We start from the raw sequence: 16,961 nt of genomic DNA, 5'->3' as shown, positions 1-16,961 counted from the left end.
GGTTGTGCAAAAATTAATACTAGATCAAAACTTTAAAGGAGAAAATTACACTGCTAATAGATTGGCTAGAGCGGAATACGAAAATTGCATTTTTGAAAGTTGCGATTTCTCTAAAGGATATTTAGACAATCAGATTTTTTTGGAGTGCGAGTTTATAGATTGTAATTTGAGTAATACCAATATTGTAAACTCTACTTTCAAAGAAGTAAAATTTTCTCATTGTAAACTCATAGGTTTAGCCTTTAATACCTGTAATGCCTTTTTAATGGATTTATCTTTTTTTGATTGTAATTTAAGTTTTGCAATTTTCACTGAATTAAAATTAGTCGGACAGGTATTTATGTCTTGTAAACTTGAAGAAGCTGATTTTGGAGATTGCGATTTAAGCAAGTCAAAATTTGATGAATGCAACTTAGAAAGAGCCGTTTTTGGGAGAACTAATCTGCAAAAAGCAGACTTTAGCACCGCAACAAATTTCAGTATTGACCCTGATAATAATTCTATGGCAGGAGCCATATTTTTAAAAGATAATCTTGAGGGATTATTGCAGAAACACAAGCTTAAGATTTTGAAGTAATAATAAAAAGAAAAAATTATGTACGAATATCAATATATTAAACTAGCCTTAGGAGGAATATTTACCTCGAAACCAAATTCAGACTACAAAGAAATTATAGCGTCTAAAGCAAAAGAAGGATGGCGGTTTGTTCAAATATTCGCACCTGCAACATCTGGATATGGCTCTGCATCTTATTTTGAATTGATTTTTGAGAAAAAAATAGAATAAAAAATGAACCAAGAAATAAAATCAAAAATCATTGAAGTTTGCGATTCCAAAATAGCCGCTAAGGGAGAAAATGTAGGGTTGTCTTTCTACGCGTTCTTCAAAAACAAAAATGACAATCCAGAGCTTTTAATGGAAGTAGCGAAATGGTGGATTCTAGAACATAAACTCGACCATTTTGAAAAGGCTATTAAGATTAAAAAAATGGTTAAATCTATTAACTAATACCTAGATGAAAAACATATTTTTTATTCTATTCTTTGCAGTTATCCTTACTAGTTGTGGTAATCAAAAGTTAAGTCACAAAAAGACTGTCAATAGCTATTACAAAGCTTTTGATTCTGGCGAGTTCAACAAAATCAAAGAAGTAATTCATGATAGTATTACCCTAATTTCTGGTGATTTTGTAATGCCATTTGACAAGAAAAGTTTTCATGAATTCTATAAATGGGATTCCGTTTTTGAACCATCATACGAGATAATTGAATTGGTAAAAGAGGACGATGACGTTATTGCAACTATCACTCAAAAGAATATTCGTAATAAGTTTTTAAAGAATAATCCGCTAAAGTTAAATGTCAAAATATCTTTTGTATCAGGTAAAATTACAAAAGTTGAAGAATTAGATTATATAGACGTGAATTGGAATACATGGGCGCAACGCAGAGATTCTTTAGTGAGTTTCGTAAAAGTAAATCATCCAGAATTAGATGGTTTCGTGAATGATATGACTATGCCCGGAGCAATGAGATATTTGAAAGCGATTGAATTATATGAGGGTCGGGAATAGAAATGTAAACAAAAAATTATTTCATCTCATCTAATTAGATATTTAATAAACATTATCAATTAAAATTATTAAGTATCTTTCGCCGATATTTTAGATTAAAATACCTAAACAACATTAATTAACTAATTGTTAATCAAAACATTAACCATGAAAAAAATCACTTTATTACTAGCCCTGTTTACTATTGGCTTTACGTACGCACAATCACCATTAGAAGAAGGAGCTTTACAAGCAAATGCAGGAGTTGGGTTTTCTGGATGGGGAGTTCCTATTTACGCTGGTTTAGAATATGGGGTAGCACCGAATATCTCTGTTGGAGGCGAATTATCTTATCAAACCTACAACTACGGTAGCGGTTTTGGTAGCGATTACAAGAGCTCAATATTTGGTATTACAGGAAATGGTAATTATCATTTTAATGAGGTTTTTGAAATTCCAAGTCAGTGGGATTTATATGCAGGTGCAAATTTGACATACTATAGCTGGTCTACCAAAATTAACGGTAGCACAGTTACTGATGTTGACGTCGATAATTTCGGTATTGGTCTACAAGTAGGTGGCCGCTATTTCTTCGATGACAACTTTGCGATTAACCTTCAAGTTGGTGGCGGTAACGTTGTAAGTGGAGGTAGAATCGGAATCACTTATAAGTTATAAGAATACTTTTTATATATAAAAATGGGTGATTTACAATTTTGTAAATCACCCATTTTTTTTACAATATTATTAACTTTTATATTAGATATTGGGAATGCATGCCCATAAACCAAAAGTTAAAATTCTCAAAGAAAAACCATAACATTTGGGTAATCAACAACTACAATTTATTTAAGTTGTAATTTTGAAGTATATTTAAAACAATGAATTTCGAGAATAAACCAAAAATAGGTTCAGGTATATATACTGCTAGTGAAATAGCTAGTATTTTGCGCGTCCCATATAGAACAGTCTATACTTGGATGAACAAATATTGGGACGGAAAAATCGGAAAAGAATTTGGCTCAAAATATTCATGGAATATTAACGGAAAACGTGCGGTAAGCTTTCATACATTTATCGAATTTTATGTAATGATGAGGTTTTCCGAAGCTGGGGTTAAGCCAAAACAGGTATTAGAAGCACATCATGAATTAAGTAAAATGTATTCTACCGCTTTTCCTTTTGCGAGAAAAGAAGTTTTAAAAGAAATTAGATCTGACGGAAAACATATATTTTTAAAAACTTTGAAAGGTACGATTGAACTTAATGGAACAAAACAATTTAATTTAGATTTAATTGAAATTTTCTTTATCAATCTAGAATTTGACAAAGACAATTTAGCATCTAGATTTTGGCCAATCGGTAAAGAAAAATCTATACTTGTTGACCCTAAAAGGCGTTTTGGCCATCCAGTTATTGATGGTAAAAACATTTTTCCCGAAATAATCAATAATCATCATAAGGCAGGAGACCCTATTCCTTATATAGCACATGTATATCAAATCTCTGAAGCAGAAGTTAATCATGCATTAGAATACTGTAAAGCAGCATGATAATTTATTTTGACGAAAACATGCCTCCACACCTCGCACATGGCTTTGAAAAAATTCAATTGCCAGAAGGGATAAAAACAGGATATAAAGTTAGCGTTAAATTTCTTCCAGAAGTCTTCAATTATGGTGCAATTGATAAGGAGTGGATTCCAAAAGTAGGTGCAGAAAATAGCTGTGTAATTACTCAAGATTTAAATATTTCTCGAAGAAGAGATGAATTAGAACTTTATCAAAAACATGGTGTTGGAATGTTTTTCTTACGAGGACCATCAAAAAAACAAGGCTTAAGTATTTGGCAAATGGTTCAAGCTCTTTCTAAAAATTGGGACGAAATTTGTAAGATAGCAAATACTGAAAAAAGACCTTTTGGATACACCTTTGCATTAAATGGCAAAATGAAAAGGATAAAATGAACAAAGTACACCACACCGCTATCATCTGCTCTAATTACGAGGTTTCTAAACAATTTTATACAGAGGTTTTAAACTTAGAGATTATTCGAGAGGTATATCGAGAAGATCGACAATCTTACAAATTAGATTTGGCTTTGAAAGGTGAGTATATCATTGAATTGTTCTCTTTTCCAAATCCACCAAAGAGACCATCAAGACCAGAATCATGCGGATTACGACATATCGCATTTGAAGTAGACGATTTGGAAAAAATTATTGCACATTGTAAAAAACACGATGTAATAGCAGAACCTATTCGTATCGATGAATTTACCAACAAGCGATTTACTTTCATTGCAGACCCAGATGACTTGCCTATAGAGTTTTATGAGAAATAAGCGAAGCCGTTTGTAAACGTATAATTTGTATCTTGTTGCAAATACTAGAACATGAAATTACTTCTACTTTCCTTACTTTCATCAATGTGTTCGCTACAAGCACAAAATACAGTTTCTTTTGAAGAAGGAATGATGAGTCCGGCTGCGACATTAAACAATATAGAATGGCTTGCGGGACATTGGAAAGGAGAAGCCTTTGGCGGAATTGCTGAGGAAATATGGTCTCCGCCTGCAGATGGTTCCATGATGTTCTCCTTTAGATTACTAGATAAAGGTGAAGTAAGTTTTTATGAATTCGGTCATCTTATTGAGATAGATGGAACACTCATTTTACAACTCAAACATTTCGATGCTAATTTAAGTGGTTGGGAAGAACGAGATGAAAATATAGAATTTAGGTTAATTAAAATAGAAGAGAACAAATTTTACTTTGATGATTTTACTATTGAGCGCATATCTGACAAAGAAATAAACATGCATGTAGAGGTTGGTGAAGAAGACGGAACATCGAACGAAGTTACCTTTAACTACCACAGACAATAGATGGATAGAGCCTGTTTAGAATGTGGAAATAAGGTTATGGGCAGGATCGACAAAAAGTTCTGTAATGATCACTGCCGTAATACGTTTAACAATAGGGTTAACCCAGACAGCAAAAACCTTATTAGGAACATCAATAATAAGCTTCGCAAAAACTACCGCATTCTTGATAGTTATAAATTAAAAGACGGTAAAACGAAAACCACCCGTATGCGGTTAATAGATAAAGGTTTCGATTTTGACTTCATCACCAATCTATACACCACAAAAAAAGGTACTACATATTTCTTTTTATATGATTTAGGTTATCTGCCACTAGACAATGATTTTTACATGATTGTAAAGAGGGAATAGTTGGCTGTTGGCTGTTGGCTGTTGGCTGTTGGCTGTTGGCTGTTGGCTGTTGGCTGTTGGCTGTTGGCTGTTGGCTGTTGGCATTATAAAAAAAGTCTCCTTTTAGGAGACTTTTTTTATACGTTTACTTCTTACTTCTTACTTTGTACTTCTTACTTCTTACTTCTTACTCTGTACTCTGTACTTAATAAAATCTATTTCCAATTATGTCCACTTAATTTAAGTGCGGCCACAACGATATCTTTTCTACTTATTTGACCTACTAATATTCCGTTTTTCATTACTGGTAGTCTTCTTCTATTGTGTTGTGCAAAAATACCAGCTGCATCAAAAATTGAAATATCATGAGGAATCGTTTCTACTGACTTTGTCATGAAATTCTCTACACTCTTATCTAAAATAGGTTGATTAAAGTAACGACTTTCAGAAATCTGCTTCATACAATCGGCTTCAGAAATGATTCCCACTAGAAATCCGTTGTTGTCCAAAACCGGTCCACCAGATATATGATGCTTGGCAAATTTCTCCATTACGGCTAAAATTGAATCATCTGGCGAAAAAGTGATTAACTTAGTAGTCATATAATCAGCGACCAAAATTGGGGCATCAAATTCCTTTTTAAATACTTTTCGAACACCTTGAAAGCTTTTGATTCCCATGACAGTTTATTTAGAGGTTGATTACTAAAGATAACAAATAAAACGAATTACACTAATAATTTTCGATGTATACCACTTTATAATCAGTATTTTAAGACTTTTTAAAAGAATATCACAATCATGAAAAAAACACCAACCTTACTAACATTACTACTAATTATACTTGCCACCTATTGGAGTTTTAGAGTGCTTTTACCACAGTATAACGAGGGCGAAACAATTGTTGAAACCGAATTTTCTACAGATAGAGCTTTAGTGCATGTAAAAGAAATATCAAAAGAACCGCATGGCGTTGGGTTTCCTGCACATACTACCGTACGCAACTATATTACTGAAGAACTTCAAAAATTAGGTTTAGAAACTTCCTTGCAAGAAGGCTATACTGCTGGTGACTGGGGTAATTTGAGTAAAGCCGAAAATGTACTGGCGCGTATTAAAGGCAGCGAATCGGGCAAGGCACTATTATTATTAAGTCACTATGATAGCAACCCACATTCTTCTTTAGGCGCAAGTGATGCAGGTAGTGGTGTGGCTACAATTTTAGAAGGCGTAAGGGCTTTTTTAAAAACTAATGCAACACCTAAAAACGATATCATTATTCTTATATCTGATGCTGAAGAGTTAGGACTAAACGGTGCCGATTTGTTTGTAGATAAGCATGAATGGCTAAAAGATGTTGGCTTGGTTTTAAATTTTGAAGCTCGTGGTAGCGGCGGACCAAGTTATATGCTGATGGAAACCAATAGGGGTAATGGTAAGTTGATTTCTGAATTTATTGCTGCGAATCCTGAGTTTCCTGTTGCAAATTCACTTGCTTATAGTATTTACAAAATGCTACCCAATGATACCGATCTAACCGTATTTAGAGAAGATGGCGATGTAGAGGGTTTCAACTTCGCATTTATTGATGACCATTTCGATTATCACACACAAATAGATAATTATGAAAGATTAGACAGAAACACCTTGGCTCACCAAGGTAGCTACTTAATGCCTTTATTGACCTATTTCAGCAATGCTGATATCACCAACTTAAAAAGTCTTGATGACAATGTATATTTTAATGTACCCTTCTTTAAAATGGTATCATATCCGTTTACTTGGATTATGCCAATGCTAATAATTGCAATTCTCTTTTTTATACTATTATTGATTTCCGGATTTCGAAAAAAAGTCTTGAACGGAAAAGATATTCTAAAAGGATTTATTCCCGTACTCTTCACTTTGGTCATTAATGGAGTGGTAGGGTTCTTCAGCTGGCAATTTTTAAAATGGTTATACCCTGCATATAATGATATTCTACATGGTTTTACCTATAACGGTCACGCGTATATATTTGCTTTCACCTTATTTTCTTTGGGCACTTGTTTCTATGCCTATTATAAATTTAAAGTGATTAAAACGGCAAATTTGCTTGTTGCCCCATTTATTATATGGATTATAATTTGCGGTCTTGTAGCAGTGTATTTAAAAGGCGCTGCATTTTTCATCATACCTTTATATAGCTTTTTAGTTGCCTTTTATGTGCATATCAACCAAAAAAATCCTGATGCGTTCTTATTGGTATTTCTAGGCATACCGGCAATATTCATATTCGCACCGTTCGTAAAAATGTTTCCGGTTGGGCTAGGTCTTAAAATGATGGTAGCCTCTACCCTATTGACGACATTAATTTTCTTTTTGTTACTTCCATTGATAACCAAATACAGAAAAAAAGGTGCTTTGGCATTTCTAAGTTTCATATTATTTGCTGGCTTTATGGTATCGGCACATATAGATTCTGGATTTACTAACGACAGACCAAAACCGACAAGTTTATTATACGTTTTAGATACCGATGAAAATGAAGCGAAGTGGGCAACTTACGAGCATCAACCATCTGACTGGACTTCGCAATACATCACCAAAAAATCGGCAGACAGTCTTCTTTCTAAAAACACCATAAGCAGCAAATACGGTTCTAATTTTACGTTTACCAACGAGGCTCCGTTAAAAAACGTACCTAAACCAACTGTTGAGGTGCAACTAGATTCTGTAGTAAATAACATTCGCACAGTTCATTTATGTATTACTCCGAATCGACCTATAAACCGTTTAGAGGTGTTCACCAATGATGTCGATATAGTAAAGGCAGATATAAACGGAATAGAACTATCTGAGTATTTTCTTAAAAACAGATATGGCGGTAGACTAGTTACCCATTATATTAGTGATAAAAATTACACCGATATTATATTAGAAATCACGCAAGATCAAGAATTGGAACTTACAGTTTATGAAGCTTCTAACGATTTACTTAAAAATGGATTATTCTCTATACCGCAACGAAAAGAAGACCAAATACCGATGCCGTTTGTATTGAACGATGCTATTTTAACCATACAAAAAGTAAAATTTGACTAAGAAAATAGGTGTTATAGGTTGTGGATGGCTTGGACTACCATTGGCTGAAAATTTAATTGCCAACGGCTATACTGTAAACGGAACTTCTACTTCTAATGAGAAAATTACGGTCTTAAAAGAGAAAGGCATCACTCCGTTTAAAATAGCTTTATCTAAAAAGGAAATTAAAGGTGATATCCACGCATTTCTTGATTCAGTCTCGGTACTGGTTATAAATATTCCGCCGAAATTAAGAGGAAACGGTCCTAAAGAAAGTTACATCGCAAAGATTAAATTGCTGCACAAGGCTATTAAAAAATCGGCAGTAAAAAATATCATATTTGCTAGTAGCACTGCTGTTTATGGTGATATTGAAGGCACAGTTACCGAGAAAACAGCACCTCAACCTAATACTGAATCTGGTACACAATTAGTACAATGCGAAGACCTTTTAAAAAATGATAAAGCGTTAAATACGACGATCATTCGATTTGGCGGATTGATTGGACCGAACAGACACCCCGTAACCATGTTATCGGGCAGGGAAAATCTTAGCGGTGGTGACGCCCCTGTTAACTTAATTCATTTAGATGATTGTATAGGTATTATAAAAAGGGTTATTGAGCACGACCATTATAACGATGTATTAAATGCAGTATACCCTGAGCATCCGACAAAAAAAGAATATTATACATTACAAGCAGAAAAAAGAGGTATACCTGCTCCAAAATATACGGCAACAGGCAAAAATCAAAAAATTGTTACATTTTGTAGTATTTTTCTTATTAATGACTATAGCTTACTTACATCTATTAATTAACCCTTTACAACACATAGCATCCCTTTCACAACATATACCCTAAAACAGCGTTAATATATTATTGATATTCAACTACTTATCGACGTATGACATACCTTTGTTTAACAATATAAAACCATATATTATGAAGAAAGATAAATTACGGGAGAGGGTTTTAGTTGAATTAGAGAAGCTCATCTCCCTAAGTTGCAAGAACCCGAACGATTCTAAAAAGTATGAAGATTTACATATTGCGTTATTGAAAAAGTACTATAATGCGACGAATGTAACTATAGACTATCATCGACATAGAATTAAAATGGAGGTTATAGAAGACGATAGTTTATACGATCCTAAAAAGGTGAACACCTATTTACCAACATTTTACACTAATTTATTATTTAATAACTTGTGTAAATTTCTAATTTCATGTGTTGAAAAAGACAACAAGAGTATTGGTTTTTATAGCCAACTTTTAAATTCTTTTAGAAAATCGAACAACAGTTTAGAATTGGCTTAGGCTTTCAAATTTTAGCTTATTTAAAAGGTGCCCTTTGGGGTGCCTTTTTTCATTTCTAATATTTAAACCTTTCCTTAACAGGATCATAGAGAATATTTTAATAGTTTAGCGCACTTTAAACAGAACAAGAAAGATGAAAAAATCAGTTTTAATAGTAGTAGCTACAGTATTATTGTCAGGTAGTTATGGATATTCGCAGACCAAATCAGAATTGCTAAAGCATTACGAAGCATTTTATGATCAAATGCGGTTACAGGGCGATGTTGATGGTGTAATTAATGCATTGACTCACTTAAATATCTTATCTCCATCTCAACAACGTAATGACACCCTTGCATATATCTATGCAAATGACAATCAACATTTACAAGCCTTGAACATCATCGGAATCGAGAAATTAGATTCAGATTCTAATCTGGCGATTCAAGTAAAAGCGGTTTCTTTAAAAGCTATGAACCAGCCAAAAAGAGCATTAGAGCAGTTTGAAGCTTTATATTTAAGAGATCCAAATGCATACCTTGCCTATGAATTGGCAGATTTAAAAGTACAAACCGGCGATAACGTAGGTGCAATGAAACATGTTGAATATGGTATTTTAAATGCTACAGATGATATGAAATATGCATTCTATGAGCGTCAACAACCATATGAAGTTCCTTTAAAAGCTGCATTTATTCATGTAAAAGCACTTATACAATATAATATGGATAAAAATAATATTGACCAAGCGATAGCAACTTTAGACGAGGCTTTGGTAATAGACCCTAATTTCAACTTAGCTAGTTTAAGCAAGCAAGCACTGACCTCTAGAAAAGAGGCGCCAGAAGAGAAGAAATAAGAGCGAATTGTAATTGAACCAAAAAAGGCGAATCATATAGATTCGCCTTTTTTAGATCATTCTTTTGAGGCTCTTTTAAGATTAAATCATCTTCTTCTTTTTATAGCTTCATCAGCTTGTCTACCAAATTGTTGGGTACGGCACCAGAAATAAGCTAATTATCTTCATTAGCTCGTAATTCTTCTGGCAAGGTATTATTTACCTCAACATTAAATTGATTTCTTAAATCGTTATATGCCGTAATCATTTGTATGATAGATTCCTTCGGATTCTGTCGGTACTCTAAATCTCCCTTTGTTTTTAATACAAAGGTTTTAAAAAGCTTTTGGCGTCCCTTTATTTGTGGTATATTAAATTTTTCAGGATACTCGGCAAGCTCCATTTTATTCTGATTCTCTATCAACTCTTCAACTACAAGAGTAAAATCTTCAATAAATTCAGAAGTATAGATTTTATCAAAACTCTTTTCCAATGCGCTATATTCCTTCCAATCATTTAAGATTGTTTGTGCTTTGGCATCGACACGTATTTTAGTTGGTAAACTATCTGTTGTCTCTTCCCAACGAGATTCATGAACGGTAGCAATATCTGATGGAGCATCTTTACAAGAAGCGACCAGTGTAACGATGAATAAAAAAAAGATAATTTTGGACATAAGCGAATGTACAAATTTTAAGAAAAGGTATCTTTATCTCAAATTTATTTAACGAAATTTTTAATGCCAAAATACATATTGATTATCGGGGCCTGTGGTCAAATAGGAACAGAACTTACCTTAACACTTAGAGAAAAATACGGCAGTGACAATGTTATCGCCAGCGATATTAGAGAAGGTAACGATGAACTAATGCAATCTGGACCGTTTGAAATTTTAGACGCCACTAATTACGATGCACTTGAAGAGATTATTGCCTATCATGATATCTCTGAGGTATATTTAATGGCGGCAATGTTAAGTGCAACCGCAGAGAAATTCCCCATGCGTGCATGGAACCTTAATATGAACACCCTTTTCAATGTATTGAATTTAGCAAAGGAAAAAAAGATAAACAAGATTTTCTGGCCTTCTAGTATTGCTGTTTTTGGTCCAAATACTCCCAAAGAAGATACTCCTCAGAATACCATAATGGAACCTAGTACGGTTTATGGTATAAGCAAACAAAGTGGAGAACGTTGGTGCGAGTATTACTTTAATAAGTTTAATGTGGATGTCAGAAGCATTCGTTACCCGGGACTTATCAGCTGGAAAACTATGCCAGTTGGCGGAACTACAGATTACGCCGTAGAAATCTATCATAAAGCACTTTCTGATAGCACATATATCTGCTTTCTTGAAGAAGACACTAAATTACCAATGATGTTCATGGACGATGCCATACGTGCCACGTTACAGATTATGGAAGCACCAGAAGATCAAATTAAAGAACGTTCTGCTTACAATTTAGCAGCAATGAGTTTTACACCGAAAGAAATAGCCGAAAATATTAAAGCCGTTCTACCAAAATTTAAAATTGCCTACGAACCAGATTTTAGACAACAGATTGCGAATTCATGGCCAAGTAGCATCGATGATACCACTGCACAAAAAGATTGGAACTGGAAGGCAGAATTTGACCTTCAAAAAACTACAGAAGTAATGTTAGAAAATTTGAAGAACAGGGTTTAACATGTTCTTCAAATTTATTTTAATTAGCAAATTTCAATCGCTTTTCAATTGCCATGATCATAGCATTGGCGATATCTTTACCCGTAGCATTTTCAATACCTTCTAAACCTGGCGAAGAGTTAACCTCTAACAACAATGGTCCTTTATTAGAACGAATAATATCTACACCGGCAACAGCAAGGTTCAATACCTTGGCAGCCTTTAACGCTAATTTCTTTTCATCGGGAGTGATCTTAATAATAGAGGCTATACCACCTTGGTGAATATTAGCTCTAAACTCCCCTTTTTGAGCTTGGCGTTGCATACTTGCGACTACTTTACCATTAACCACGAAACAACGAATATCTTGCCCGTTTGCTTCTTTAATAAACTCTTGTACCAGAATATTGGTATTAACACTTTTAAACGCGTTAATAACACTTTCTGCAGCCTTGTTGGTTTCTGCCAAAACAACACCTTTACCTTGGGTACTTTCTAAAAGCTTAATAATTAGCGGCGCACCATTAACCATTTTGATCAGGTCTTTGGTATCCATCGGCGATTTAGCAAAACCTGTAATAGGAATATGAATATCGTTCTTTGAGAATAACTGCGACGCAAATAACTTGTCTCTAGACTGTGTAATAGCCTCTGCAGAGTTTTGACAATACACGCCCAAGTTATTGAATTGGCGTATTAATGCACAACCATAAAAAGTTACCGACGGTTTAATGCGTGGTATAACAGCATCGTAATCTTTTAAAATGATGCCACCACGATATCTGATTTCTGGAGAATGCGCATCAAGTTTCATATACGCCTGCTCTACATTTAAGAAATCAATTTCATGACCTCTAGCTTCAGCGGCTTCCATAATTCTTTTATTACTATATAAGCTTGGGTTACTAGCCAATAAAGCAATTTTTAATCCGGTTTTTTCTTTAAAGTAAGGCGCGTACATTTTATTGACTTCTGCATCTTCAAAGTTTTGCAATTGATAATTTAAAGCAGGGTTCACTATAAAACGATCGTTCAATGCCTCTCTACCCAACAGCATACGAAACTCCATCGTATCTCTATTTGCTAGCGTAAGCTCTATTTCAAAAGTAGATTCACCAATAGTTACTGGTGTTTTTATAACCAAACGTTCTTCTGAAATACCAGAAGAACTTTTTACCATACGACGGTCTACCAATCTTGCTTGGCATTCGATGCCAATACTCCGGTTTTCTTGTAATGGACTAACCTCGAATTTAACCCATTCATGACCACCTTTTGATACTATTTTTAAATTGGTAGCTTGTATAGAAGATGTTTTAGCTCCAGAATCTACCCTTGCTTTTATAGCAGGGATGCCTAAGTCATTAAAAACACACCACTCCTCACTACCTATTATTTGTAAATTATCCAATATTTATTTTTTTTGACTCCGAACAAACGGAGTTATAATTATTTCTTTTTTAACTCAAATAAATCTGTTCTTCTATCTTTCAAATTACGTACAGCTCCAAATTGATTAAGCTCTCTCAATAGGTCAATATCCACATCTGCTATTAAAATCATTTCTGTATTTGGGGTAGCTTCCGCTTTAATACCATTGGTTGGAAAAGAGAAATCGCATGGGGTAAATACCATCGATTGAGCGAACTGTATATCCATATTCTCAACATTTGGCAAGTTACCGACACTACCGGCAATGGCTACGTAGCATTCGTTTTCGATTGCTCTTGCTTGAGCGCAATGGCGTACAAGAGAATATCCATTTTGGGTATCGGTCAGGAAAGGAACAAATAAAATATCCATACCATCATCTGCCAGTAACCTACTTAATTCAGGAAATTCAGAATCATAACAAATCAAAATTCCTATTTTACCACAATCGGTATCAAAAGTCTTCAACTGCGTACCACCTTGCATTCCCCAAATCTTTGCTTCATCTGGGGTAACGTGTAGCTTTTCATAACGCTCCATACTACCATCGCGTCTACATAAATATCCTACATTATAAAGACGTCCATTTATCATTTCAGGCATACTACCAGAAATAATGTTGATATTATAAGAAATAGAAAATTCAGAAAATCTCTGAACTATGGCTTGGGTATGTTTAGCCAGCTCTCTAATAGCATCGGCTGTAGACATATGATTGTTCCCTGCCATTAAGGGTGCGTTAAAGAACTCTGGAAATAGCGCAAAATCTGACCTATATCCAGAAACAGAATCTATAAAAAATTCCGCTTGTTGCAGAAGTTCCTCTAGGTCTTTGTAAGGGCGCATTTGCCATTGTATCAACCCTAAACGAACGATTGATTTTTTGGTAGCCGCTTTTTTATTTGGTTTTTGATAATAGATATTATCCCATTCCATAAGAATAGCAAAGTCTTGAGAAGCTTTACCACCAACTAAATAGCCTTTCATTACTTTAGCAGGATGAAAGTCGTTACTGATTTGAAAACTCAGTACTGGATCATGAATTTCTTTACGACGAACCTTGTCTATATATTCTTTTGGCGAAAGTTCTGAAGCGTGAGAATGGTAGTTAGGCATACGGCCACCAAATACAATACTTTTTAGATTTAACTTCTCACATAGTTCTTTTCTATAATCATATAAACGTCGACCTAAACGTAAGCCCCTAAAACTAGGTTTTATAAAAACTTCTATACCATAAAGCACATCGCCTTCATCATCGTGGGTATCGAAAGTATATTTACCAGTAATCTGTTCATAAGTATGGCTATCGTCGAACGCATCATAATCAACAATTATAGACAGGGCTACGCCAGCTATTTGCCCGTTGATTTTTATAACTACTTGACCTTCTGGAAATTTATCGATTAAAGATTTTATATGTTCCTCTTTCCAATATGAACCAGGCATATTGGTATAAGCAGAAATCATAGCTGCTTTTAATTCTTGATAATCCTCAAGATCCAAAAACTTTAATTCGATATTTTCAATTTCGTCAATTTTCATTAATCTGTTGTATGTACAACAATATTTAGTTTAATTTATATGTAGAAAAATTTTTCCAGCTTACTAGAAGCAAGCCGGAAATTTAATAAAGTAATCTTAGTGGTATATCAGAAAAATTAATCTTCATCTGCACCATCGACCATATCCTCTGGATCTGGCTCAACTACTGCTGTTGGATCATCATCATCGAAATCTTCGTAATCATCCTCATCATAATTTTCCATGGTATACTCAAGCTTGGCACTGATTTTCACCAAATATTTAGTGTCTTCAGTTAAAACCTCAACCGCTTCAATACGTTCTCCTTGTCCGTTTCTAAAGGAAATAATATTACGATCATCATACCCATCTGGATATCTTTCTACCAAAAGTTTAAGAACTTCTGGGGTCAATTTTTTAAAGTCGACAATGACTCTATTTAAATGTGCGTTCTTATCCATAATTACATATCTAAAAGGTAAGCAAAAATCAAGGGAGCAACAATAGTCGCATCACTTTCTATAATAAATTTAGGAGTATTAATATCTAATTTACCCCACGTTATCTTTTCATTAGGTACGGCACCAGAATAAGAACCGTAACTAGTTGTACTATCACTAATTTGGCAGAAATAGCTCCAGAAAGGAGTGTCAGTACGCTCCATGTCTTGATATAGCATCGGTACTACACATATAGGGAAATCGCCAGCGATACCACCGCCAATTTGAAAGAATCCGATTCCGTTTTCAGAGTTGGCAGTATACCAATCTGCTAAAAAGGTCATGTATTCGATACCCGATTTCATGGTACTTGCTTTCAACTCACCTTTCATTACATAAGAAGCAAAAATGTTACCCATAGTACTATCTTCCCATCCTGGGCAAATAATAGGTAAGTTCTTTTCTGCTGCGGCATACATCCACGAATCTTTAAGGTCTATTTCGTAATATTCCTCTAAAACACCTGAAAGTAGCATTTTGTACATAAATTCATGTGGTAAAAAACGCTCGCCTTTATCATCGGCATCTTTCCAAATTTTGAAAATATGCTCTTGTAATCTTCTAAAAGCCTCTTCTTCTGGTATACACGTATCGGTAACACGGTTCAAGCCTTTTTCTAACAGATCCCACTCGTCTTGCGGAGTCAGATCTCTGTAGTTAGGTACGCGTTTGTAATGAGAATGTGCTACCAGGTTCATGATATCTTCCTCAAGATTGGCACCCGTACAAGAGATGATCTGCACCTTATCTTGGCGAATTACTTCGGCAAAAATTTTACCGATTTCTGCAGTAGACATAGCACCAGCTAACGAAACCAACATTTTGGCACCATTTTCTAATTGCTCTTCATAGCCCTTTGCAGCATCGACCAATGCAGCGGCATTAAAATGTAAATAGTATTTTTCAATAAAATTGGTGATCGCACCTTTATTCTTCGTCATCTTCAAATTTTGAATTTGTATTTGCTTTATAATCTACATCAAAGGTATTATCATACTCTTGATCTATATCTTGCCCAGCAAATTTATAGCTAAGCATTTTATAATATAGTTTTGCCGCCAAGAAATCGGACGATTTTTCATTTTTATTAGGGCATAGTTCTACAATATCAAAACCTACCACGTTCTTATCTTCAAAAACTTGCTTTAAGAATTCCAAAGTTTCATACCAAAATAATCCACCTGGTTCTGGAGTTCCTGTAGAAGGCATAATAGAAGGGTCGAAAGCATCTAGATCAAATGTAATAAATACATTCTCAGTCATTGCTTCAATCACTTTATCTGTCCAATACTCATCATTGACCATATCATGGGCGAAGAAAGTTCTATCATCGTCCATTAAGGTTTTCTCAATAATATCCATAGAACGAATACCCACCTGTACCAAATTTGTAGTCTGGTTAGCTTCATATACGGCACAAGCGTGGTTATACTTTGTACCCTCATATGACTCTCTTAAATCGGCATGTGCATCTATATGTAATACCGTTAAATTATCGAAACATTCATTAAAGGCACGTATAGAACCTATAGAAATTGAATGTTCACCGCCGAACAAGGTTACAAACTTATTACGTTTAATAAAGTCTTTTGTAATGCTATGTACTTCTTTGACCATCGCCTCAGGAGAGCTATTCTCTGTAATTGGCGCTGTTAAATGTATACCTTGTCTGTATACTTCAGAATCGGTTTCAATATCATACATTTCCATGTTTTCAGAAGCTTCTAAAAAAGCATCTGGACCTTTGTCCGCTCCTTTACCCCAAGTACTGGTTCCGTCATAAGGAACAGGTATCAAGATAATTTTCGATTTTTCTAGTTGTGCGAATTCATCGGAAATACCGGCATAATTCTTAGATGTACTCATGATATTT

22 protein-coding genes are annotated in these 16,961 nt (G+C 34.5%); 15 read left to right on the top strand and 7 right to left on the bottom strand.

Annotation, left to right across the window (positions count from 1 at the left end; all coding sequences use genetic code 11):
- The first annotated feature begins 4 nt into the window (after positions 1-4).
- The 10 genes from ACPF9A_RS11395 (at position 5) to ACPF9A_RS11350 (ending at position 4,790) form a co-directional block, all read left to right on the top strand.
- Positions 5-577, top strand: coding sequence for a pentapeptide repeat-containing protein (locus ACPF9A_RS11395; RefSeq protein ID WP_423996977.1), 573 nt, complete (start codon positions 5-7; stop codon positions 575-577).
- Between the two features lie 18 nt (positions 578-595).
- Positions 596-787, top strand: a complete 192-nt coding sequence (locus ACPF9A_RS11390) for a DUF4177 domain-containing protein (protein ID WP_423996975.1) — start codon at positions 596-598, stop codon at positions 785-787.
- 3 nt (positions 788-790) lie between these two features.
- Positions 791-1,009 (top strand): DUF6500 family protein, encoded by a 219-nt coding sequence (locus ACPF9A_RS11385; protein WP_423996973.1) that lies wholly within the window; start codon positions 791-793, stop codon positions 1,007-1,009.
- Between the two features lie 7 nt (positions 1,010-1,016).
- Positions 1,017-1,574: a hypothetical protein gene (locus tag ACPF9A_RS11380; protein ID WP_423996971.1), complete on the top strand. Its 558-nt coding sequence runs from the start codon at positions 1,017-1,019 to the stop codon at positions 1,572-1,574.
- A 147-nt stretch (positions 1,575-1,721) separates the two neighbouring features.
- On the top strand, positions 1,722-2,231 hold the full coding sequence (locus ACPF9A_RS11375) for an outer membrane beta-barrel protein (protein ID WP_423996969.1): 510 nt from the start codon (positions 1,722-1,724) through the stop codon (positions 2,229-2,231).
- Positions 2,232-2,434: 203 nt separating this feature from the next.
- Positions 2,435-3,106, top strand: a complete 672-nt coding sequence (locus ACPF9A_RS11370) for a DUF433 domain-containing protein (protein WP_423996967.1) — start codon at positions 2,435-2,437, stop codon at positions 3,104-3,106.
- Entirely contained in the window at positions 3,103-3,519 is a 417-nt protein-coding gene (locus ACPF9A_RS11365; protein ID WP_423996965.1) for a hypothetical protein, read from the top strand. The genes ACPF9A_RS11370 and ACPF9A_RS11365 overlap by 4 nt, the downstream gene beginning before the upstream one ends.
- Positions 3,516-3,896, top strand: coding sequence for a VOC family protein (locus tag ACPF9A_RS11360; RefSeq protein WP_423996963.1), 381 nt, complete (start codon positions 3,516-3,518; stop codon positions 3,894-3,896). Before ACPF9A_RS11365 ends, ACPF9A_RS11360 begins: the two co-directional genes overlap by 4 nt.
- Before the next feature lie 51 nt (positions 3,897-3,947).
- A complete protein-coding gene (locus tag ACPF9A_RS11355) occupies positions 3,948-4,439 on the top strand; it encodes a DUF6265 family protein (protein WP_423996961.1) in 492 nt (163 codons plus the stop codon).
- Positions 4,440-4,790: a hypothetical protein gene (locus ACPF9A_RS11350; RefSeq protein WP_423996960.1), complete on the top strand. Its 351-nt coding sequence runs from the start codon at positions 4,440-4,442 to the stop codon at positions 4,788-4,790. It begins immediately after the preceding gene.
- Positions 4,791-4,984: 194 nt separating this feature from the next.
- Here ACPF9A_RS11350 and ACPF9A_RS11345 read toward each other — a convergent pair whose 3' ends face one another.
- Entirely contained in the window at positions 4,985-5,449 is a 465-nt protein-coding gene (locus ACPF9A_RS11345; RefSeq protein ID WP_423996958.1) for a CBS domain-containing protein, read from the bottom strand.
- A gap of 120 nt (positions 5,450-5,569) precedes the next feature.
- Between ACPF9A_RS11345 and ACPF9A_RS11340 the strand changes: the two genes are divergently transcribed.
- The 4 genes from ACPF9A_RS11340 to ACPF9A_RS11325 all read left to right on the top strand — a co-directional run bounded on the left by ACPF9A_RS11340 (position 5,570) and on the right by ACPF9A_RS11325 (position 9,988).
- Positions 5,570-7,852: a M28 family peptidase gene (locus tag ACPF9A_RS11340; protein ID WP_423996956.1), complete on the top strand. Its 2,283-nt coding sequence runs from the start codon at positions 5,570-5,572 to the stop codon at positions 7,850-7,852.
- The gene (locus ACPF9A_RS11335) at positions 7,845-8,651 is read left to right on the top strand and encodes an SDR family oxidoreductase (RefSeq protein WP_423996954.1); all 807 of its coding nucleotides are present in this window, start codon (positions 7,845-7,847) and stop codon (positions 8,649-8,651) included. The genes ACPF9A_RS11340 and ACPF9A_RS11335 overlap by 8 nt, the downstream gene beginning before the upstream one ends.
- 124 nt (positions 8,652-8,775) lie before the next feature.
- Positions 8,776-9,150: a hypothetical protein gene (locus ACPF9A_RS11330; protein ID WP_423996952.1), complete on the top strand. Its 375-nt coding sequence runs from the start codon at positions 8,776-8,778 to the stop codon at positions 9,148-9,150.
- 133 nt (positions 9,151-9,283) lie between these two features.
- Positions 9,284-9,988, top strand: coding sequence for a hypothetical protein (locus ACPF9A_RS11325; RefSeq protein WP_423996950.1), 705 nt, complete (start codon positions 9,284-9,286; stop codon positions 9,986-9,988).
- Between the two features lie 154 nt (positions 9,989-10,142).
- Here ACPF9A_RS11325 and ACPF9A_RS11320 read toward each other — a convergent pair whose 3' ends face one another.
- Positions 10,143-10,643 (bottom strand): hypothetical protein, encoded by a 501-nt coding sequence (locus ACPF9A_RS11320; RefSeq protein WP_423996948.1) that lies wholly within the window; start codon positions 10,641-10,643, stop codon positions 10,143-10,145.
- 63 nt (positions 10,644-10,706) lie between these two features.
- On the opposite strand from ACPF9A_RS11320, the gene ACPF9A_RS11315 reads away from it, so the two are divergent.
- Complete coding sequence (locus ACPF9A_RS11315; RefSeq protein ID WP_423996946.1) at positions 10,707-11,654, top strand: NAD-dependent epimerase/dehydratase family protein; 948 nt, start codon at positions 10,707-10,709, stop codon at positions 11,652-11,654.
- A gap of 19 nt (positions 11,655-11,673) precedes the next feature.
- On the opposite strand, the gene rimK is transcribed toward ACPF9A_RS11315, so the two are convergent.
- From rimK to speB, 5 genes are all read right to left on the bottom strand, one after another.
- The gene (rimK, locus tag ACPF9A_RS11310) at positions 11,674-13,047 is read right to left on the bottom strand and encodes a 30S ribosomal protein S6--L-glutamate ligase (RefSeq protein ID WP_424004463.1); all 1,374 of its coding nucleotides are present in this window, start codon (positions 13,045-13,047) and stop codon (positions 11,674-11,676) included.
- Positions 13,048-13,082: 35 nt separating this feature from the next.
- Positions 13,083-14,609, bottom strand: a complete 1,527-nt coding sequence (locus ACPF9A_RS11305) for a bifunctional GNAT family N-acetyltransferase/carbon-nitrogen hydrolase family protein (RefSeq protein WP_423996944.1) — start codon at positions 14,607-14,609, stop codon at positions 13,083-13,085.
- A gap of 116 nt (positions 14,610-14,725) precedes the next feature.
- Positions 14,726-15,049, bottom strand: coding sequence for a hypothetical protein (locus ACPF9A_RS11300; RefSeq protein WP_133686064.1), 324 nt, complete (start codon positions 15,047-15,049; stop codon positions 14,726-14,728).
- Positions 15,050-15,051: 2 nt separating this feature from the next.
- Positions 15,052-16,029 carry a deoxyhypusine synthase family protein gene (locus tag ACPF9A_RS11295; protein WP_133686063.1) on the bottom strand — a complete coding sequence of 326 codons (978 nt, stop codon included), beginning with the start codon at positions 16,027-16,029 and terminating at the stop codon, positions 15,052-15,054.
- Positions 16,016-16,954 (bottom strand): agmatinase, encoded by a 939-nt coding sequence (gene speB, locus ACPF9A_RS11290; protein ID WP_423996942.1) that lies wholly within the window; start codon positions 16,952-16,954, stop codon positions 16,016-16,018. Before speB ends, ACPF9A_RS11295 begins: the two co-directional genes overlap by 14 nt.
- Between the last annotated feature and the right edge of the window lie 7 nt (positions 16,955-16,961).

The organism is Maribacter sp. IgM3_T14_3 (assembly GCF_049603095.1).
Classification (GTDB): domain Bacteria; phylum Bacteroidota; class Bacteroidia; order Flavobacteriales; family Flavobacteriaceae; genus Maribacter.
Note: the sequence above shows the minus strand (reverse complement) of the source record. Positions and strands in the feature narration are given on the sequence as shown.